Here is a 16,900-nt window from a genome sequence, read left to right as displayed (position 1 = left end):
GACCGTGGTGACCGCGACGGTCAGTCCGCGGTGTCCTTCTCGATGGCGCGCGCGAGCTCGGCCAGCAGGCCGGGCAGGCGCGCCGCGCAGCGCGGGCAGACGCAGTCGCTGCCGTGCACGGCCAGCGCGTCGGCCACGGCGAAGGCGTCGCGGTAGCGGGTCGCGCCGACCTCGGTCCCGGACGGGTCGCGGTCCTCGGGCGTGATGGACATCGGTCTCTCCTGCGTGCGTGCCAGCGTGGGGGAGGGTTGCGGACGGTCGGTGCGGGCGGTCAGCCGACCCGCTGCCGGACCCAGTCGTGGAACTCGGCGATGTGGTGCTCGCTGGGGACGAGGACGCCGCCGCGGGCGTAGGAGCGCGAGTCCATGGAGACCTGGCAGCGCTCGCAGGCGTCGAAGTCCTGCAGGTTGACGCGGTGGAAGAGCTCCACCGACCGGTCGATGTCCGCCCCGGAGTCGACGACCTCGGGCAGGTAGAGCCAGTCGCAGCGCACCAGCGTGCGGTCCGCGGCGAGCGGGAACATCCGGTGGAACACGACGTGGTCGGGCACGAGGTTGATGAACACCTGCGGGCGCACGGTGATCGCGTAGTAGCGCCGGTCCTGGTCCTCCGCGACACCGGGGATGCGCTCGAGGCCCGCGGAGCCGTCGACGGTGAACCCGGCGACGTCCTCGCCGAACGCGGCGCCGTGCCCGACGAAGTACTGGGCGGCGAGCCCGTCGGCGAACTCGGGCAGCACCTCGGTGAGCTCGGGGTGGATCGTCGCGCAGTGGTAGCACTCCATGAAGTTCTCGACGATCTGCTTCCAGTTCGCCTTCACGTCGTAGGAGATGCGCCGGCCCAGCTTCAGGTCCGCCACCTGGTACCCGACGATCGCGTCGGGCGCGCCGAGCCGGGCGGCCACGTCGCCGACGACGGTGTCCTCGAACGACGGCGGCTCCTCGGCCAGGCAGAGCCACACGTAGCCGAGCCACTCCCGCACGTGGACGCGGTGCAGCCCGTAGGAGACCTTGTCCACGTCCGGCATGTTGCCGAGGTTGGGGGCGGCGACGAGCTTGCCGTCGAGCCCGTAGGTCCACGCGTGGTACGGGCACTGGAAGGACCGGCGGACCGCGCCCTTCTCCTCGGTGCAGATGCGGGCGCCGCGGTGGCGGCAGACGTTGAGGTAGGCGTTCACCGACCCGTCCCGGCCGCGCGCGACGATCACGCTCTCGCGCCCGATCTGCACCGTCTCGAAGGAGCCGGGCGTCGGGATGTCGGCGGCGAGGACCGCGCAGAACCAGCCCGTCTCGAAGACGAGGGCCTGCTCGGCCGCGAAGATCGTCGGGTCGGTGTAGTACCGGCCCGGGAGGGTGCCGCGCAGGCTCGCCGGCAGCTCCGGCGACGCGATCGCCGGTGCGATCTCTCCGGTCGTCATGGGTCCGTGCTCCTCGAGGGGTGCGCCTGCAGGTGGGGGGTCGGGCCGACGGCCTGACGCCGACTCTCCGGTGAGTTGCGCAATGAGAAACACGGTTCGCGATGCGCAACGACACGGTCCGCGATCCGGAGGTCGGCTGTCAAGGGTCCGGAGCCCGGGAGCACCCGCACGCCCGCGACGGGTCCGCGTCGATGGGGGCTTGACATGCGACGTCGGCTCTCCCACGGTCATGAGTTGCGCATGAAGAAGAGCTGTTCTGTTATGCGCAACTCTTCACTCCAGATCGTGGGGTGTCCCTTCCACCGGTCCGTCCCCGACGCGGGGGAGCGGTCCGACGTCGAGGCCCACGAGGAGGCCGCGCATGCAGACCATCACGATCGTCGGCGGGTCGGTGGCGGGGGTCCGCTCCGCGGAGGCGCTGCGTGCCGCCGGCTACGAGGGGCGCCTGCTGCTGGTCGGCGACGACCCGCACCGGCCCTACGACCGTCCCCCGCTGTCCAAGGCGTTCCTCGCCGGCGGCGTCGACGAGGACGCGATCGCGCTGCTCGACGACGCCGAGGTGGCCGAGCTCGCCCTGGAGATGCGGCTCGGGGTCCGCGCGACACGCCTCGACCCCGCCGGCGGGGCCGTGGAGCTCGCCGACGGCACCGCGGTCGCCACCGACGGCGTCGTCGTCGCCACCGGGGGGCGTGCCCGGCGCCTGCCGGGCACCGGGGGCATCGCGGGCGTGCACACCCTGCGGACCCTCGACGACGCCCGTGACCTGCGCGCGGAGCTGCGGGCCGGGTCGCCGCGGGTGGTGGTCGTCGGCGGCGGGTTCATCGGGGCGGAGGTCGCGTCGACCTGCCGGGCGATGGGCCTCGACGTCACCGTCCTCGACGGGCTGCCGCTGCCGCTGGCCCCCGTCCTCGGGCCCCGCATCGCCCGCCACTGCGTCGACCTGCACGCCGAGCACGGCACCGACCTGCGCCCCGGCGCCGCGGTGTCCGGGTTCGCGACCGCCCCCGCCGCGGACGGCCCCCGCGTCGTCGGGGTGGAGCTCGGCGACGGCACGACCCTCCCGGCCGACGTCGTCGTGGTGGGCATCGGCATCGCCCCGAACACCGAGTGGCTCGACGGGTCGGGTCTGGCCGTCGCGAACGGCGTGGTCACCGACGCCGGCATGGTCACCGGGCGGCCGAACGTCGTGGCCGTCGGCGACGTCGCGCGGTGGGGCCCGGGGGCGACGGGGCGGCGCCACGAGCACTGGACCAGTGCGGGCGAGCAGGCCGCCGTCGCGGCCGCCAACCTCCTCGCGGGCCGCACCGGGGCGACGTTCCGGCCCACGGGCTACGTGTGGTCCGAGCAGTACGGGCGCATGCTGCAGCTCGCCGGGCACCCGTCGGCCTCCGACCAGGTCGACGTCGTCGACGGCGAGCCGGGCGCCGGCCGCTTCGTCGCGCGCTACGTGGACGGCGACGGCGTCACGACCGGCGTGTTCGGGATGGACGACCCGCGCACGTTCGGCCGGGTACGCCGCAGCGAGCTGCGCCGGCGCGCCGCGGCGGCGTAGGAGCTACCCCTCCTCGCGCGGCGGCTCCAGGGGCACGCCGTGCTCGTCGCGCGCGGGCGGCGGGAGGTCGGCGCTCGAGGTCAGGGGCGCGGCGCCGGCCAGCGGCCGGCCCGCGGACTCGGTGAGGAACAGGACGCTGACGACGCCGACCACCCCCGCCGCGACGAGGTAGTAGCCGGGCCAGTCGAGGTTGCCGGTGGCCGTCGTCGCCGCGGCGATGACGGTCGGCGCGGTGCCGGCGAAGAGCGACACCGAGACGTTGAAGGTCAGCGCGAGCCCGCCGTAGCGCACCAGGGTGGGGAAGAGCGCGGGCAGCGTGGACGGCGCGACCGCGGCGAAGCAGACGAGGCACGCCCCGATGAGCAGCAGGCCCCCGAGCTGCCCGACGAGGCCCTGGCGCAGCAGCCACACGGCGGGCAGGCCGCCGACGACGAGCGCGATGCTGCCGGCCATGAGGATCGGGCGGCGCCCCACGCGGTCGGAGAGGCGACCGAGCGAGGTGACGACGGCGAGCATCGCGACCATGACGACCACCTGCAGCGCCGTCGAGGTCGCCGTCTCCGCGCCGGTCTCGCCGTACTCGGCGAGCGTGCTCGTCAGGTAGGTCGGGATGTAGTTGGTGAGCACGTAGTTCGTGATGTTCCAGGCCACGACGATGCCGCCGGCGACCAGGAGCGCGCGGCGGTAGCGCACGCGCAGGATCTGCAGCGCCCGGCGCAGCGGCATGGTCGCGAGCGCGGGGGAGCGCTCCATGAGCTGCCGGAACGCCGGGGTGTCCTCGAGACGCAGGCGCAGGTAGATGCCCACGACGCCCAGCGGGAGGGCGAACAGGAACGGCAGGCGCCAGCCCCAGGCGAGCAGGTCGTCGTCGGGCAGCAGGGCGATGACGGCCGCGCTGACGCCGGCGCCGAGCGTGTAGCCGGTGAGCGTGCCGAACTCCAGCCAGCTGCCGAACAGGCCGCGGCGCCGGTCCGGGGAGTACTCGGCGACCATCGTCAGCGCGCCCGTGTACTCCCCGCCGGCGGAGAAGCCCTGCAGCATGCGCATGACGAGGACGAGGACCGGCGCGGCGGCCCCGATCGCCCCGTGGCCGGGGATGAGGCCCAGCAGGACGGTGGCGCCCGCCATGAGCACCACCGTCGCCGAGAGGACGCGGGTGCGCCCGACGCGGTCGCCCAGCGGCCCGAAGAACAGCCCGCCGAGGGGGCGCATGACGAAGGCCGCGGCGAAGGCGCCGAGGGTGTACACGGCGGCCCAGGGGCCGGCGTCGGGGAAGAACACCCGGGAGAGCACGACCGCCAGGTAGGAGTAGATCCCGAAGTCGTACCACTCGGCGACGTTGCCGACGGCCGCCGCGGCCGTCGCCCGGCGCAGCGTGTACTCGCCCTCGACCGCCCGCGCGGCGCCACGGCGTCGCGGTGGCGGGTGCTGGGACACGGTGACGCTCCTCGGGCCGGCGGCGGCGGAGGGGCTCGGCCCGGCGCGCAGTGTGGCAGTCCGGCCACGCCGCGAACCTCACGCCACTGACATATGAGACGTGTATCAGTAACACACGCTTTCGGCAACGGAAACACTCGCGACGTCGGCCACAACCCTTGACGGCGGACGTCGCGGGCCTCAGGCTACGTGTTGCGGATGACAGGACGCGATGCGCACAGCGCAACAGGAGTCGAAATGATCTACGTGGGCGAGCTGGCCGACATCCCGGTGGGGGAGTCGGTGCGGGTGCAGGGCTCGGTGGCCATCGCCGTCTTCAACGCGGACGGCGAGCTCTACGCCATCGACGACACCTGCACCCACCAGGACGCGTCGCTGTCCGACGGCTGGCTCGAGGGCTGCGCGGTGGAGTGCCCGCTCCACGCCGCGTGCTTCGACCTGCGGACGGGGCAGCCGAGCGGGCCGCCGGCCAAGAAGCCGGTGCGGACCCACCGGGTGACCGTCGACGACGGCCTCGTCTGGGTCGAGGAGACCGTCCGCGTCGAGGAGCGGGAGCTGGCCCGGGCCGAGTGACCGGTCGTCGCCGGCCGCTCCGATTCAGCCCGCGGCGGCCGGCGCCGGAGCCGGCAGCGTCGCGCGGACGCGGGCGGCGCCCTCGACCATCGCGCGCAGCTTCGCCGTCGCGACGCCGAGAGGCAGGTTCCGCAGCCCGCAGTCCGGGTTGACCAGCAGCCGCTCGGCCGGCACCAGGTCCAGGGCGCGCCGGATACGGGTGGCGACGAGCTCCGGGCTCTCGACGACGTGGCTCTTCACGTCGATCACCCCCAGCCCGATGTCGCGGTCCCACCCGGAGCGCTCGATGACGGGCAGGTCCTCGTCGCCCTTGCGCGCGAACTCCAGGACGAGCTGGTCGACCCGCGCGTCGAGCACCGCGGGGAACAGGAAGTCGTAGTGCCCCTCCCACAGCGGGCGCGCGTAGCGGTTGCCGTAACAGACGTGCAGCGCCCACGGGACGTCGACCTCGCGGGTGACGATGTTGATGGCCTCCACCGCGAGGCCCACCTGGTCCGGGTAGCCGGCGAGGAACGGCTCGTCGATCTGGAGCAGCTCGGCGCCCGCCTCCCGCAGGGCGTGCGCCACCCCGGCGAGCACCCCGGCCAGCGACCGCACGAGGTCGGCCGGGTCGGCGTGCGCGTGGTCGGTGACGCGCCGCGAGAGCGAGAACGGCCCGGTGAAGGAGAACTTGACCGGCCGGTCGGTGCGCGCACGGGTGAACGCGAGGTCGGCGTCGAGCCCGAGCCCGCGACCGGTCGACGGTGGCGCCGGGGTCGTGCGGACCTCGGCGTCGTAGTAGTCGTGGTAGAAGTCCTTGCCGGTCACGGGGATGTGGATCCCGGGGATGCGGGCCAGCAGGTGATCGACGTCGTTGTCTCGGCGCAGCTCCCCGTCGGAGACGATGTCGATCCCCGCGAGCTCCTGGTCCTTGATCGCGGCCGTGACGGCGCAGTCGTGGACCGCCTCGAGCTGGGTGCGGCTCATCCGGGCGCGGAAGAAGTCCGTCTTGAGCCGCTCGAGCCACTCCGGGACCGGCCACGAGCCGACGACGGTGGTGGGCAGCAGGGGGAGTCCGGTGGTCGGCATCAGTCACGCACCTGGGCGGTCATCGTCACGATGTTCGTGCCGGCGCGGTGGGCGAACGGGGCGTAGGTGACGTCGACGCCCCGCCGGCGTCCGAGGTGGGCGAGCAGCGGCCCGTTGACCCAGTTCACCACCGAGCCGTCGTACTTGCCGGGGCCGCGGAACCCCGTCCGGTAGGCCCCGACGTCGCGGACGAACAGGTCGTGGCAGACGAGCCGGCCGTAGGGGTGCAGCAGGCCGATGGTCTCGGTGAAGCTCGCGACGGCCCCGTTGCTGACGTGCATCCGCAGGTCGGCGCCCGACTCGAGCAGCGGCCGCAGGGCCTCGCCGTTGACCGTCGGGGACAGGTCGTAGAGGTCGAGCCCGGCGAGCCCGACGTAGCGCTCCGCGAGCCGGACCGCCGCCCACGTCCGGCGCCAGAAGTCGACGGCGGCCGCCGTGTCCGGGAACCGGCCCGGCTGCGCCTCCGCGAGCAGCGCCGGGCCGAGGCGCAGCAGGGTCGCCACCAGGCCCGCGAGCTCCTCGGTGCGCACTCCGACGAGCGCGGCCAGCTCCGTGGCGGCCTCGGCGGGCAGGAACGCCCGCGACTCCACGAGGTACGTGCGCCCGCCGAGCTGGGCGACCTCGTCGGAGGGCAGGTTGTCGTAGACGTTCGAGATGTAGATCAGGAACACCTTGAACTGCAGGAACCCCAGCACCTCGCGCGGCGAGGTGGCGTCGGTGACGAAGGAGCTGACGTGCTCGGCGTGGTCGGCGACGGTCGCGCGGGCCCGGGCGAGGACGTGCGGGGAGTAGTCGCACATGAGGTAGTGCAGGCGCCGGTAGTACCCGCGACCGTGGTGGGCGTCGAGCTCGCGCAGCTCGTCGAGGAAGACCCGCGCCTGGTGCCCGTCGCCGACACCGATCTCGACCACGTACAGCTCGGGCGGCAGCGCGCCCCGGTCGGCGAGCCCGTCCCACACCGCGAAGAGCTCGGCGAGCACGGCCCGCACCGCGTCGCGGTTGCGGGCGTCGCTCTCGCCGCCCGGCAGCGCCTGCTCGTAGGCCTGCCCGGTCGCGGACTCCCACAGGTCGAGCGCCGACCAGTACAGGGCGTTGAAGTCCCAGATGCAGCTGCGCCGGGTCGGGCCCCAGCCCTCGAGGACGACGTCGCCGCCGTCCGTACCGACCGTGCCGTCCGTTCCCACCGTGCCCTCCGCGTGGGCGCGCAGGACCTCGCGGGTGGCGTCGCGCAGCGCGGTCTCCCCGCCGCGGCGCACGTCGACCGCGATCTCGAGGTCGTCGTCGCGAACGCCCTCGGGCACCGGACCGTGCGGCGGCGTCCCCGGCGGGGCGGTGCCGTCGGTCGGCAGGATCGGGCGGACCTCCACCACGCCGCGGAAGTTGTGGCGGTACTGCACCCAGTCGCAGACCACCCGGACGCGGGCCAGGTCCGTCGGGCTCTCCGACAGCGCGTCCACCACCGGGCCGATCGACTCGGCGACGCTGACCGGCGCGCTGCTGCGCAGCCGGGCGTGCGGGCGGAAGTCCACGAGCATGGCGTGCCTCCTCGGCGGGCCCGCGTCCGGTCGCGTCCCCTCCCGGCATCGTGAGGCGCGTCACGCCACCCGGTCATCGTCGTCGTCGACAGGAATGGGGGCCGCGTTCCTGTGCTCGAGCACGAGGACGCCGTGCCCGGCGCGCGGGGAGGATCGGGGCAGTTCCCGCGAGCACCCGGAGGCCCGATGGACACCGGCCCGGTCGACGTCGACGGGATGCGCGCGACGCTCGCGCGGCTCGGGGGCGCCGTGAGCGTCGAGGTGACGCCCCGCGAGCGCGGCGCCCTCGACGAGGTCGCCGACCTGCTCCCGCCCGGCACCCCCGTCTACGTCACCTTCCTCGCGAACGTGGGGTTCGACCGGGTGCTCGCGACCGCGCGGCGCGCCCGCGAGCTCGGCCTGCGTCCCGTGGTGCACCTCGCGGTCCGCGCCGTGCCGGACCTCGACGCCCTCGACCGCACCCTCGGGCAGCTGGTCGACGCCGGGGTCCGTGACCTGCTGCTCGTCGCCGGCTCGGTCGACCCGGTGGGGTCGATCGACAACACCCTGCAGGTCCTCGAGTCGGCGGAGCTGGCGCGGCGGGCGTTCGCGGGCATCGGCGTCGCCGGGCACCCGGAGGGCAACCCGGGCGTCGACGAGCGCGCCGTCGACGACGCCCTCGTGCGCAAGAACAAGATCGCGGCGGAGTCGGGGCTGCCGCTGCACGTCGTCACCCAGTTCACCTTCGCGGCCGAGCCGATCGTGGCCTGGGAGCGCCGGGCCCGCGAGGCCGGCAACACGCTGCCCGTGCACGTGGGCCTGCCCGGCCTGACCTCGCCCGCGACCCTGCTGCGCTTCGGGCTCGCGTGCGGGGTCGGCCCCTCGCTGGCGGTGCTGCGCAAGCAGAGCGGCAGCGTGCTCCGGCTCGCGACCCAGACCTACCGGCCGGACGCGACCCTCGCCGGGATCGCCCGCGCGGCTGCCGCGGACCCGGACAGCCGCTTCGCGGGCGTCCACCTCTTCCCGTTCGGTGCCGTGGAGCGCACGGCGCGCTGGGCGGCGGCGCTGCGGGAGGGGCGGGTCGAGGTCGGCGACGACGGCACGCTCGCGGTCGGCGAGTAGCCGGGGACCGGGTCCGGCAGGCTCTCCGGCGTGACCGTCCTGTCCCGCCGCGCCCTCAACCGGGCGACGCTGGCCCGCCAGCTCCTGCTCGAGCGGTCGGCGCTCGGCGTGCTCGACGCCGTCGTCCACCTCGGCGGCCTGCAGGCCCAGGAGCCGCAGGAGCCCTACACGGGCCTGTGGTCGCGGCTCGCCGGCTTCGACCCCGCCGAGCTCTCGGACCACGTGGCCGAGCGCCGCGCGGTGCGCACCCACCTCATGCGCCGCACCGTGCACCTCGTCGCCGCCGACGACGCGCTGGCCTGGCGGTCACGGCACGACGCGATGCTGCGCCAGCGGATGCTCGGGGTGTACCGGCAGGAGCTCGCGGCCGTCGACCTCGACGAGCTCGCCGCCGCGGGCGCGCCGCTCGTCGCCGACGAGCCCCGCACCCTGCCCGACGTGGGCCGCGCGCTCGCGGACACGTGGCCGGACGTGCCCCCGCGCGTGCTCGGCGAGGCGCTGAGCACGCTCGTGCCGGTGGTGCAGGTGCCGCCGCGCGGGCTCTGGGGGCAGGCCGGGCCGGCGCGGTGCCTGCTCGTCGCGACCTGGCTCGGGCGGCCCGTGGACCCACCGGCCGCCGCGGGCACGGACGATCGATGGTCGGACCCTGCAAGCAGGTCCTCCGACCCGGTGGGGGAGGCGCTGGTGCTGCGCTACCTCGCCGCGTACGGGCCGGCGGCGTCGGCCGACCTGCGCGCCTGGTAGGGGCTCGCCGGGCTGCCGGCCGCCGTCGCGGCGGTCCGCGACCGCCTGGTGAGCTTCCGCGACGAGCGCGGTCGCGAGCTGCTCGACCTCCCCGAAGCGCCCCGGCCCGACCCCGACACCCCGGCGCCCGTGCGCTTCCTGCCCGCCTTCGACAACGCGGTGCTGGGCTACGACGACCGCACGCGGATCATCGACGACGCCGACCGCGGCCTGTCGGTGGCGGGTGAGCGCGTCGTGCTCGTCGACGGCCGGGTCGCGGCGCGCTGGACCGTCGCCGACGGCACGGTCGACGTGACGCCCCTGCGCCGCTTCACCCGCGCCGACCGGACCGCGGTCGCCGAGGAGGGCCGGGAGCTGGCGGGCTTCCTGTCGGGTGGCGCGCACCGGCGGGTGCGGGTGGCGGCGTCGCCGGGGTAGGCCTGGTGATCACCAGGACGAGGCGCACCTCGGGAGGCGCGGCGGGGTGCACCAGGTCCTCCTGATCAGCTCCGGCCCGCGCCCCACCACGCCAGCCCGGCGGCCAGCGCGTCCTCGGCGAACGCGCCGGGGAGGTCGGAGCCGAGGCGGTCGGCGGCGACCGCGCGCAGCCGCTGCCCGCCGAAGGCCGCCGCGAGCGCCGCGGCGGTGGCGACGAGCGCGCCGGGCCCGCCCTCGCGGCCGTCGCGCCGTGCCGCGGCCCCGGCGCCGCCCGCGGCGAGGGCGAGGCGGGGCGCGAGGCCCGGCGCGGCGGTGCGGGGCGGGACGGCGGGGTGCTTGTCGCCCGACGCCTCGGCCAGGGCGGCGAGGGTGGCCCCGCCCCGCCCGACCCTGCTGCCGAGCACGCCGGCCGCGCCGCGGTCGCCCGGGCGCGCCCGCCACGCCAGCGCCGCCGAGCCGAACGTGCTGCGCGCCCCGTTCGCGGCGCCGAGCGCGGCCGCGCGCAGCAGCGAGCCCGCCGTCGCCGGCCGCGGTGCGCGCTCGGGGTGCTCGGTGCGCTCGCGCTCGTCGGCGCGGAAGGTGGCGGCGAGCGTCGCGTGGGTGGCGACGCCGTAGGCGAGGTGCGGGACGACGTCGGCGGCCCAGTCCGCGGAGCCCCAACGGCGGGGGTCGGTGAGGCCGAGGCGCGCGGTCGGCAGGTCCGACGCGACCATCGCGGCGGCACCGAGCAGCGGCGCGCCGATCACGGCGGGAAGGCGGACCCCCGCGCTGCGCAGCGCACCGGCCGCAGCTCCGACCACCACCCCGGTCGCGGTCCCGGCGAGCCCGCCGAGCCCCTCGAGGCGGTGCTGCCGCTCGCGGCGCCCGCCCGGGATCGCCACGTCGGCCTGCTCGGCGAGCGCCGACACCGTCGCGGTCGGCATGCCGCTCGCGGGCCGGGCGCGCAGCGCCATGTCGGCCTGGGTGGTGACGTTGAGCGCGGTGGTGCCCGCGGCGCCGGCGGCGCTGCCGCGGAGGATTCCGGTCACGAGGGAGGTCACGGCGAGCGGACTACCCGGCCACGACGCGCGGGACGCCGGTGAGCGGTCGCTGAGAGCCACACCGACGGGTGCGGAGCTCTGGTGCTCCGATCGGACCAAGGACGACACGGCCGACCGGCGCTCACCGTGCCCCGGCGTCCGCCCGTCTCGCTCGTCCACCCGCCCTTCTCAGGAGCGGCGGGTCCCGACCGTCCGCGCCCCTACGGTCACGGCTCGTGTCGAAGAGGACGAGACGTGCGCTGTGGACCGCGGTCGCGGTCGTCGCCCTCGTGGGGCCGGCGGCGGTCCTCGTCGGCCGGAACGGGATCGAGGCCGGCGAGCTGATGGACCTCGCGGTGGTCCTCTCGGGGCTGGTCGCGGCGGTCCTCATGGTGATCACGACGGTCGGGGCCTCGCGCCTGCGCTCACTGACCACCGCGCTCGGGATCGACCGGGTGATGAGCGGGCACCGGTGGCTCGGCGTGGCCGCGGTGGCGCTGGTGGCCGGTCACCTCGGCCTCGCGGTGGTCGAGCGCCCGACGCTGCTCGACCCCTTCGCGGCCTCGCTGGGCATCCAGTTCGGCTTCGCCGCCTTCGCCGGGATGCTGCTGCTCGCGGGTGCCGCGTCGTGGGGCCGGCGGCGGGGCACGCGCTACGAGTGGTGGGCGCGCCTGCACGTCGTCGCGGCCGCACTCGCGCTCCTGCTCGCCGGCCTGCACGTGTTCTGGCTCGGTGACCTGCTCGCCGACCCGGTGATGCGCGTCGTGCTGTCCGCGCTGGCCCTCCTGCTGCTCGCCGTGCTGGCGCGCCGGTGGGTGTGGCGGCCGCTGTTCAGCCGGCGCGGCGCGTACGTCGTCTACGGCGTGCGCCACGAGGGCCCGGAGGTGGCGACGCTCGCCCTCACGCCGGTCTTCCGGCGCCGCGGCCTGCGCTTCGCCCCCGGACAGTTCGTGTGGTTGCGCCTGCACCGGCGCGCCGTGGGCGTGCAGGAGCACCCGTTCACCATCGCCTCGAGCGCCGAGCTCACCGACCGCCTCGAGCTGACCGTCCGCGCCACCGGCGACTTCACCCGCGCGCTGGCCCGGATGGAGCCCGGCTGCAAGGTCTGGCTCGACGGCCCGCACGGCAGCTTCACCCCGGAGGCGCCGGACCGCGCGGCCGGCCCCACCGGGCTCGTGCTCGTCGCGGGCGGCGTCGGGATCACGCCGATGATGAGCATGCTGCGCACGCTCGCCGAGCGCGGCGACCGCCGCCTGCACCGCCTCGTGCTCGCCGAGCGGCCCGACCAGCCGCTGTTCGGGCCCGAGCTCGAGGTGCTGGCGCGCCGCCTCGACCTCGATGTCCTGCGCACCGCGGGCCGGCGGGTCGACGCCGACCTGCTCGCCGAGGTGCTCCCGCGCGCCCGCGGCCGCCTCGAGTACTACGTGTGCGGGCCGCCGTCGCTGCTCTCGGGCACCCTCGCGGCGCTCGACCAGCTCGGCGTGCCGCCGGCGCGCATCCACAGCGAGCAGTTCGGGTGGACCGGCGCGCTGCCGGTCGCGCCGGTGGCCCCGCCGGCCGGGGCGCACCCCGCGCCCCGCACCGGCGACGTCCCCGCGCCCCGCCGGACGCGCAGCGGCGGGACCGCGCCCGCGGGTTCGCCGGCCGACCGGCTCCCGACCCACCCGTCCTTCCCCCTCCCGCGGATCGACGAGGACGGGTGGGCCGGGCGGGGCACGGTGGCGTCCGGCTCCTCCGGCTCCTCCGGCTCCTCCGGCGCTGGGCGGTCGTGACCGGCCGCCGGGCGGCGCGGGACCGCCGTGACCGGGCCCCCGGACGCCCGACCGACGCGCCGGTCCGCCCGCCCCGTCCGGCACCCCGGTCGCCGACACAGGGCGACGTCTCGACGTGACGTCGTCCCCCCGCCGTTTCGCCTGCTCGACGCCCGGCAATTCGCCGGGTGATCCGGCGACCACGGCCCGTCAACCCACGTCGGCGTCCGATCGCCGGCGGCACGACGCCGAGGGAGTCTCCTGGTGCTCGACGAACGAGAGCAACGCATCCTGGCCGACATCGAGCGGCAGATCGAGGTCAGCGATCCCGGGCTGGCGCGCCTCGCCCGGACGAAGGACGAGCGTCGCTCGTACTGGCGGGCGGTGGCCGTGCTGGTGCTCGGCGTCCTGCTCGGGCTGGGCCTGGCCGCCCTGGGCCCGGTCGGTCACGGCCTCCTGCTCATCCTGACCTCGGCGGTCCCGCTGGCCCTGTGGCACTGGCGCCGGCCGGGGTCGGTCAGCCCCGCATCCGGACGCCCGCCGCGGGTCTGACCGGGCTCGAGCTCAGCGGGCCGCGACCAGACCCTCGAGCTGCCGGGCCGCCGCGAGCAGGGCGTCCGCCCACCGCGCCCCGGGCCGGCGGCCGATCCGGTCGACCGGACCCGACACCGAGACGGCGGCGATCACCACGCCGGTGACGTCGCGGACGGGCGCCGACACGCTGGCCACGCCCGCCTCGCGCTCGGCGACGCTCTGGGCCCACCCGCGCCGGCGGACCTCGTCGAGCACCGACTCGGGGAACGCGGTCCGGTCGCGTGACCAGGCCGCCAGGATCTTGGCGCCCGAGCCCGCGGCCATCGACACGCGCACGCCGACCGGCACCGTGTCGCGCAGCCCGCTCGTCGGCTCCGCGGCGGCGACGCACACGCGCGCGGTGGGGTCGAGGCCGTCGCGGCGGTAGAGCTGCACGCTCTCGCCGGTGAGATCGCGCAGCTGCGGCAGGACCTCCTCCGCGGCCGTGAGCAGCGGGTCGCCGTGGCCGTGGGCGAGCTCGCCCAGCGCGGGCCCGGGGCGCCAGCGGCCGTCGGGGTCGCGCGCCAGCAGCCGGTGGGTCTCCAGGCCGACCGCGAGCCGGTGGGCGGTCGCGCGGGGGAGGCCGGTGCGCTCGCAGAGCTCGCCGAGGGTGCACGGGGTGGCCGCGGCCGCCCGGAGGACGACCACCGCCTTGTCGAGCACGCCGATACCGCTACCCTGTCCCACGGGACGACATCGTAGTCCCAAGATGTGGGAAGACCCAGGCGCGGGAACGGCACGGCGGCGCGACGCAGGAGCGCTGGGGTGCCGTCTCCTCGTCGCCGGGATCGAGGAGGCGACGAAGTGGGACGCACGCTCGCGGAGAAGGTCTGGGACCAGCACGTGGTCCGGAAAGGTGAGGGCGGGAACAACGGGGAGCCCGACCTCCTCTACATCGACCTCCACCTCGTCCACGAGGTCACGAGCCCGCAGGCGTTCGACGGCCTGCGCCTGGCCGGCCGGCGCGTGCGCCGCCCCGACCTGACGCTCGCGACCGAGGACCACAACGTCCCCACCAAGGACCTCCACCTGCCCATCGCCGACGAGACCTCGGCGACCCAGGTGTCGACGCTGCGGCGCAACTGCGAGGACTTCGGGGTGCGCCTGTTCCCCATGGGCACGCAGGACCAGGGGATCGTCCACATGATCGGCCCGGAGCAGGGCCTGACGCAGCCGGGGACGACGGTGGTCTGCGGCGACTCGCACACCTCCACCCACGGCGCGTTCGGCGCGCTCGCCTTCGGGATCGGCACCTCCGAGGTCGAGCACGTCCTCGCCACCCAGACGCTGCCGCTGCGGCCGTTCAGGACGATGGCGATCGAGGTCTCCGGGACGCTGCGCCCGGGCGTGACCAGTAAGGACGTCATCCTCGCGGTCATCGCCCAGATCGGCACCGGCGGCGGCGCGGGCTACGTGCTCGAGTACCGCGGCGAGGCCGTGCGGCAGATGTCGATGGAAGCCCGCATGACCATGTGCAACATGTCGATCGAGGCGGGCGCGCGCGCCGGCATGATCGCGCCGGACGAGACCACCTTCGCCTACCTGCGCGACCGTCCCCACGCCCCGAAGGGCGAGCAGTGGGACGCCGCCGTCGCGGCCTGGCGCGAGCTGCGCACCGACGACGACGCCGCGTTCGACGCGGTCGTGCACGTCGACGCGGACGCGCTGACCCCGTTCGTCACCTGGGGCACCAACCCCGGTCAGGGCCTGCCGCTGGCCGAGTCGGTCCCGGACCCGGCGACGATGGGCGACGACGACGCGGCCGCGACGCGCAAGGCGCTGGAGTACATGGGTCTGGAGCCCGGCACGCGGCTGCGCGACGTCGCCGTCGACGTGGTCTTCCTCGGCTCGTGCACCAACGCGCGCATCGAGGACCTGCGGGCGGCCGCGGAGATCCTCCGCGACCACCAGGTCGCCGACTCGGTGCAGATGCTCGTGGTCCCCGGCTCGATGCGGGTCAAGGCACAGGCCGAGGCCGAGGGCCTGGACGTCGTGTTCACCGAGGCGGGCGCCGAGTGGCGCTCCGCGGGCTGCTCGATGTGCCTCGGCATGAACCCCGACCAGCTCTCCCCGGGCCAGCGGTGCGCGTCGACGTCGAACCGCAACTTCCAGGGCCGGCAGGGCAAGGGCGGGCGCACGCACCTCGTCTCGCCGCTGGTGGCCGCGGCCACCGCGGTGCGCGGCACGCTCTCCTCGCCCGAGGACCTCACCGGCGACCGGGCCGGCACCACCACGCTGCAGCCCGCCTGAGGAAGGACCGGAGATGGACGCCTTCACCACCCATACCGGCATCGGCACGCCGCTGCGCATGTCGAACGTCGACACCGACCAGATCATCCCGGCCGTCTACCTCAAGCGCGTGACGCGCACGGGGTTCGAGGACGGCCTGTTCGCCTCCTGGCGCGCCGACCCGTCGTTCGTGCTCAACACCGAGCCCTTCTCGCGGGGCTCCGTGCTGGTCGCGGGCTCGGACTTCGGCACCGGGTCGTCGCGCGAGCACGCCGTCTGGGCGCTCCTGGACTACGGCTTCCGCGTCGTGGTCTCGTCGCGCTTCGGTGAGATCTTCAAGGGCAACTCGTCGAAGGCCGGCCTGCTCGCGGCGACGGTGGAGCAGTCCGACGTCGAGCTGCTCTGGAAGAAGATCGAGCAGCGGCCGGGCCTGGAGCTGACCGTCGACCTCGAGGCCTGCACGATCACCGCCGACGACCTCACCGTGCGCTTCACCGTCGACGAGTACACCCGCTGGCGGCTGCTCGAGGGCCTCGACGACATCGACCTGACGCTGCGCCACGCCGAGGACATCGACGTGTACGAGGCCGGGCGGCCGGCGCACAAGCCGACGACCCTCGCTACTTAGGGTCGCCTAAGTCGCAGGGGTAGGGTCGGAGGCATGGCTGCTCCGGAGACCCCGACCCGTACCCCGCGCGCCCGTGGGGGCGCCGGCCACCGGCTGCGCGTGCTGCGCTCCGAGCGGCTCACCCCGCACCTGGTGCGCGTGGAGCTCGGCGGGCCCGGCCTCGACGGGATCGTCGGCAACGGCTTCACCGACTCCTACGTCAAGCTCGCCTTCCCGCGCCCCGGCGTCGCGTACCCGACGCCGTTCGACGTGGCGGCCATCCGCGAGGCGATGCCCCGCGAGGACTGGCCGATCGTGCGGACCTACACCGTCCGCGCCCTCGACCACGCCGCCGGCGAGATGGTCATCGACTTCGTCGTCCACGGCGACACCGGCGTCGCCGGCCCGTGGGCGCTCGCCGCGACCCCGGGCGACGAGATCACGCTGATGGGGCCGGGCGGGGCCTACGCGCCCTCGCCGGATGCCGACGCGCACGTGCTCGTCGGCGACGAGGCGGCGCTGCCGGCCATCGCCGCGGCCCTCGAGCGCGTCGCCCCCGGGGTGCCGGTGCACGCGTACGTGCAGGTCGACGGCCCCGAGGACGAGCTCCCGCTCCCGACGCCCGGTGACATCACCCTGCGCTGGCTGCACCGCGACGCGGGCGAGGACCTCGTCGCGACCGTCCGCGCCGCCGCCTGGCCCGCCGGCACCGTCCACGCCTTCGTGCACGGCGAGACCGGCGACGTGAAGGCCCTGCGCGGCCACCTGCTCGAGGAGCGCGGGCTCGACCGCGCGTGGCTGTCGATCTCCGGCTACTGGCGCCGCGGCGCCGACGAGGACACGTTCCAGGCCGAGAAGCGGGCCGAGGTGCGCTGAC

15 protein-coding genes and 1 pseudogene are annotated in these 16,900 nt (G+C 75.5%); 9 read left to right on the top strand and 7 right to left on the bottom strand.

Annotated features, from left to right (window positions below; all coding sequences use genetic code 11):
- Positions 1–20: 20 nt before the first annotated feature.
- A complete protein-coding gene (locus ACYX4T_RS10345) occupies positions 21–212 on the bottom strand; it encodes a hypothetical protein (protein ID WP_476014436.1) in 192 nt (63 codons plus the stop codon).
- A gap of 59 nt (positions 213–271) precedes the next feature.
- Complete coding sequence (locus ACYX4T_RS10340) at positions 272–1,417, bottom strand: aromatic ring-hydroxylating oxygenase subunit alpha (RefSeq protein ID WP_476014435.1); 1,146 nt, start codon at positions 1,415–1,417, stop codon at positions 272–274.
- Positions 1,418–1,778: 361 nt separating this feature from the next.
- Here ACYX4T_RS10340 and ACYX4T_RS10335 point away from each other — a divergent pair, with 361 nt between their 5' ends.
- Positions 1,779–2,969: an NAD(P)/FAD-dependent oxidoreductase gene (locus ACYX4T_RS10335; protein ID WP_476014434.1), complete on the top strand. Its 1,191-nt coding sequence runs from the start codon at positions 1,779–1,781 to the stop codon at positions 2,967–2,969.
- A gap of 3 nt (positions 2,970–2,972) precedes the next feature.
- Here ACYX4T_RS10335 and ACYX4T_RS10330 read toward each other — a convergent pair whose 3' ends face one another.
- Complete coding sequence (locus ACYX4T_RS10330; RefSeq protein WP_476014433.1) at positions 2,973–4,406, bottom strand: MFS transporter; 1,434 nt, start codon at positions 4,404–4,406, stop codon at positions 2,973–2,975.
- A gap of 237 nt (positions 4,407–4,643) precedes the next feature.
- Between ACYX4T_RS10330 and ACYX4T_RS10325 the strand changes: the two genes are divergently transcribed.
- Positions 4,644–4,979: a bifunctional 3-phenylpropionate/cinnamic acid dioxygenase ferredoxin subunit gene (locus tag ACYX4T_RS10325; RefSeq protein ID WP_476014432.1), complete on the top strand. Its 336-nt coding sequence runs from the start codon at positions 4,644–4,646 to the stop codon at positions 4,977–4,979.
- Positions 4,980–5,003: 24 nt separating this feature from the next.
- Here the strand turns inward: ACYX4T_RS10325 and ACYX4T_RS10320 are convergent, their stop codons facing one another.
- Complete coding sequence (locus ACYX4T_RS10320) at positions 5,004–6,047, bottom strand: uroporphyrinogen decarboxylase/cobalamine-independent methonine synthase family protein (RefSeq protein WP_476014431.1); 1,044 nt, start codon at positions 6,045–6,047, stop codon at positions 5,004–5,006.
- On the bottom strand, positions 6,047–7,582 hold the full coding sequence (locus ACYX4T_RS10315) for a hypothetical protein (RefSeq protein WP_476014430.1): 1,536 nt from the start codon (positions 7,580–7,582) through the stop codon (positions 6,047–6,049). The genes ACYX4T_RS10320 and ACYX4T_RS10315 overlap by 1 nt, the downstream gene beginning before the upstream one ends.
- 186 nt (positions 7,583–7,768) lie before the next feature.
- Here ACYX4T_RS10315 and ACYX4T_RS10310 point away from each other — a divergent pair, with 186 nt between their 5' ends.
- Both ACYX4T_RS10310 and ACYX4T_RS10305 read left to right on the top strand, forming a co-directional pair.
- A complete protein-coding gene (locus tag ACYX4T_RS10310) occupies positions 7,769–8,683 on the top strand; it encodes a methylenetetrahydrofolate reductase (protein WP_476014429.1) in 915 nt (304 codons plus the stop codon).
- A 30-nt stretch (positions 8,684–8,713) separates the two neighbouring features.
- A pseudogene (locus tag ACYX4T_RS10305) lies at positions 8,714–9,844 on the top strand (winged helix DNA-binding domain-containing protein).
- A 65-nt stretch (positions 9,845–9,909) separates the two neighbouring features.
- On the opposite strand, the gene ACYX4T_RS10300 reads toward ACYX4T_RS10305, so the two are convergent.
- Positions 9,910–10,884, bottom strand: a complete 975-nt coding sequence (locus ACYX4T_RS10300) for a hypothetical protein (RefSeq protein WP_476014428.1) — start codon at positions 10,882–10,884, stop codon at positions 9,910–9,912.
- Positions 10,885–11,099: 215 nt separating this feature from the next.
- On the opposite strand from ACYX4T_RS10300, the gene ACYX4T_RS10295 reads away from it, so the two are divergent.
- Positions 11,100–12,635 carry a ferredoxin reductase family protein gene (locus ACYX4T_RS10295; RefSeq protein WP_476014427.1) on the top strand — a complete coding sequence of 512 codons (1,536 nt, stop codon included), beginning with the start codon at positions 11,100–11,102 and terminating at the stop codon, positions 12,633–12,635.
- Between the two features lie 243 nt (positions 12,636–12,878).
- Positions 12,879–13,166, top strand: coding sequence for a DUF3040 domain-containing protein (locus tag ACYX4T_RS10290; RefSeq protein WP_476014426.1), 288 nt, complete (start codon positions 12,879–12,881; stop codon positions 13,164–13,166).
- Positions 13,167–13,178: 12 nt separating this feature from the next.
- Here ACYX4T_RS10290 and ACYX4T_RS10285 read toward each other — a convergent pair whose 3' ends face one another.
- Positions 13,179–13,874 (bottom strand): IclR family transcriptional regulator, encoded by a 696-nt coding sequence (locus ACYX4T_RS10285; RefSeq protein ID WP_476014425.1) that lies wholly within the window; start codon positions 13,872–13,874, stop codon positions 13,179–13,181.
- Between the two features lie 117 nt (positions 13,875–13,991).
- Here ACYX4T_RS10285 and leuC point away from each other — a divergent pair, with 117 nt between their 5' ends.
- Genes leuC through ACYX4T_RS10270 form a run of 3 tightly spaced genes read left to right on the top strand, consistent with a single transcriptional unit; the run spans position 13,992 to position 16,899 of the window.
- Positions 13,992–15,437, top strand: a complete 1,446-nt coding sequence (leuC, locus tag ACYX4T_RS10280; RefSeq protein WP_476014424.1) for a 3-isopropylmalate dehydratase large subunit — start codon at positions 13,992–13,994, stop codon at positions 15,435–15,437.
- Positions 15,438–15,450: 13 nt separating this feature from the next.
- A complete protein-coding gene (leuD, locus tag ACYX4T_RS10275; protein WP_476014423.1) occupies positions 15,451–16,044 on the top strand; it encodes a 3-isopropylmalate dehydratase small subunit in 594 nt (197 codons plus the stop codon).
- Between the two features lie 33 nt (positions 16,045–16,077).
- A complete protein-coding gene (locus ACYX4T_RS10270; protein ID WP_476014422.1) occupies positions 16,078–16,899 on the top strand; it encodes a siderophore-interacting protein in 822 nt (273 codons plus the stop codon).
- Position 16,900: the final 1 nt, after the last annotated feature.

The sequence above is a fragment of the Actinomycetospora sp. ABD4_176 genome (genome assembly GCF_056311855.1).
Note: the sequence above shows the minus strand (reverse complement) of the source record. Positions and strands in the feature narration are given on the sequence as shown.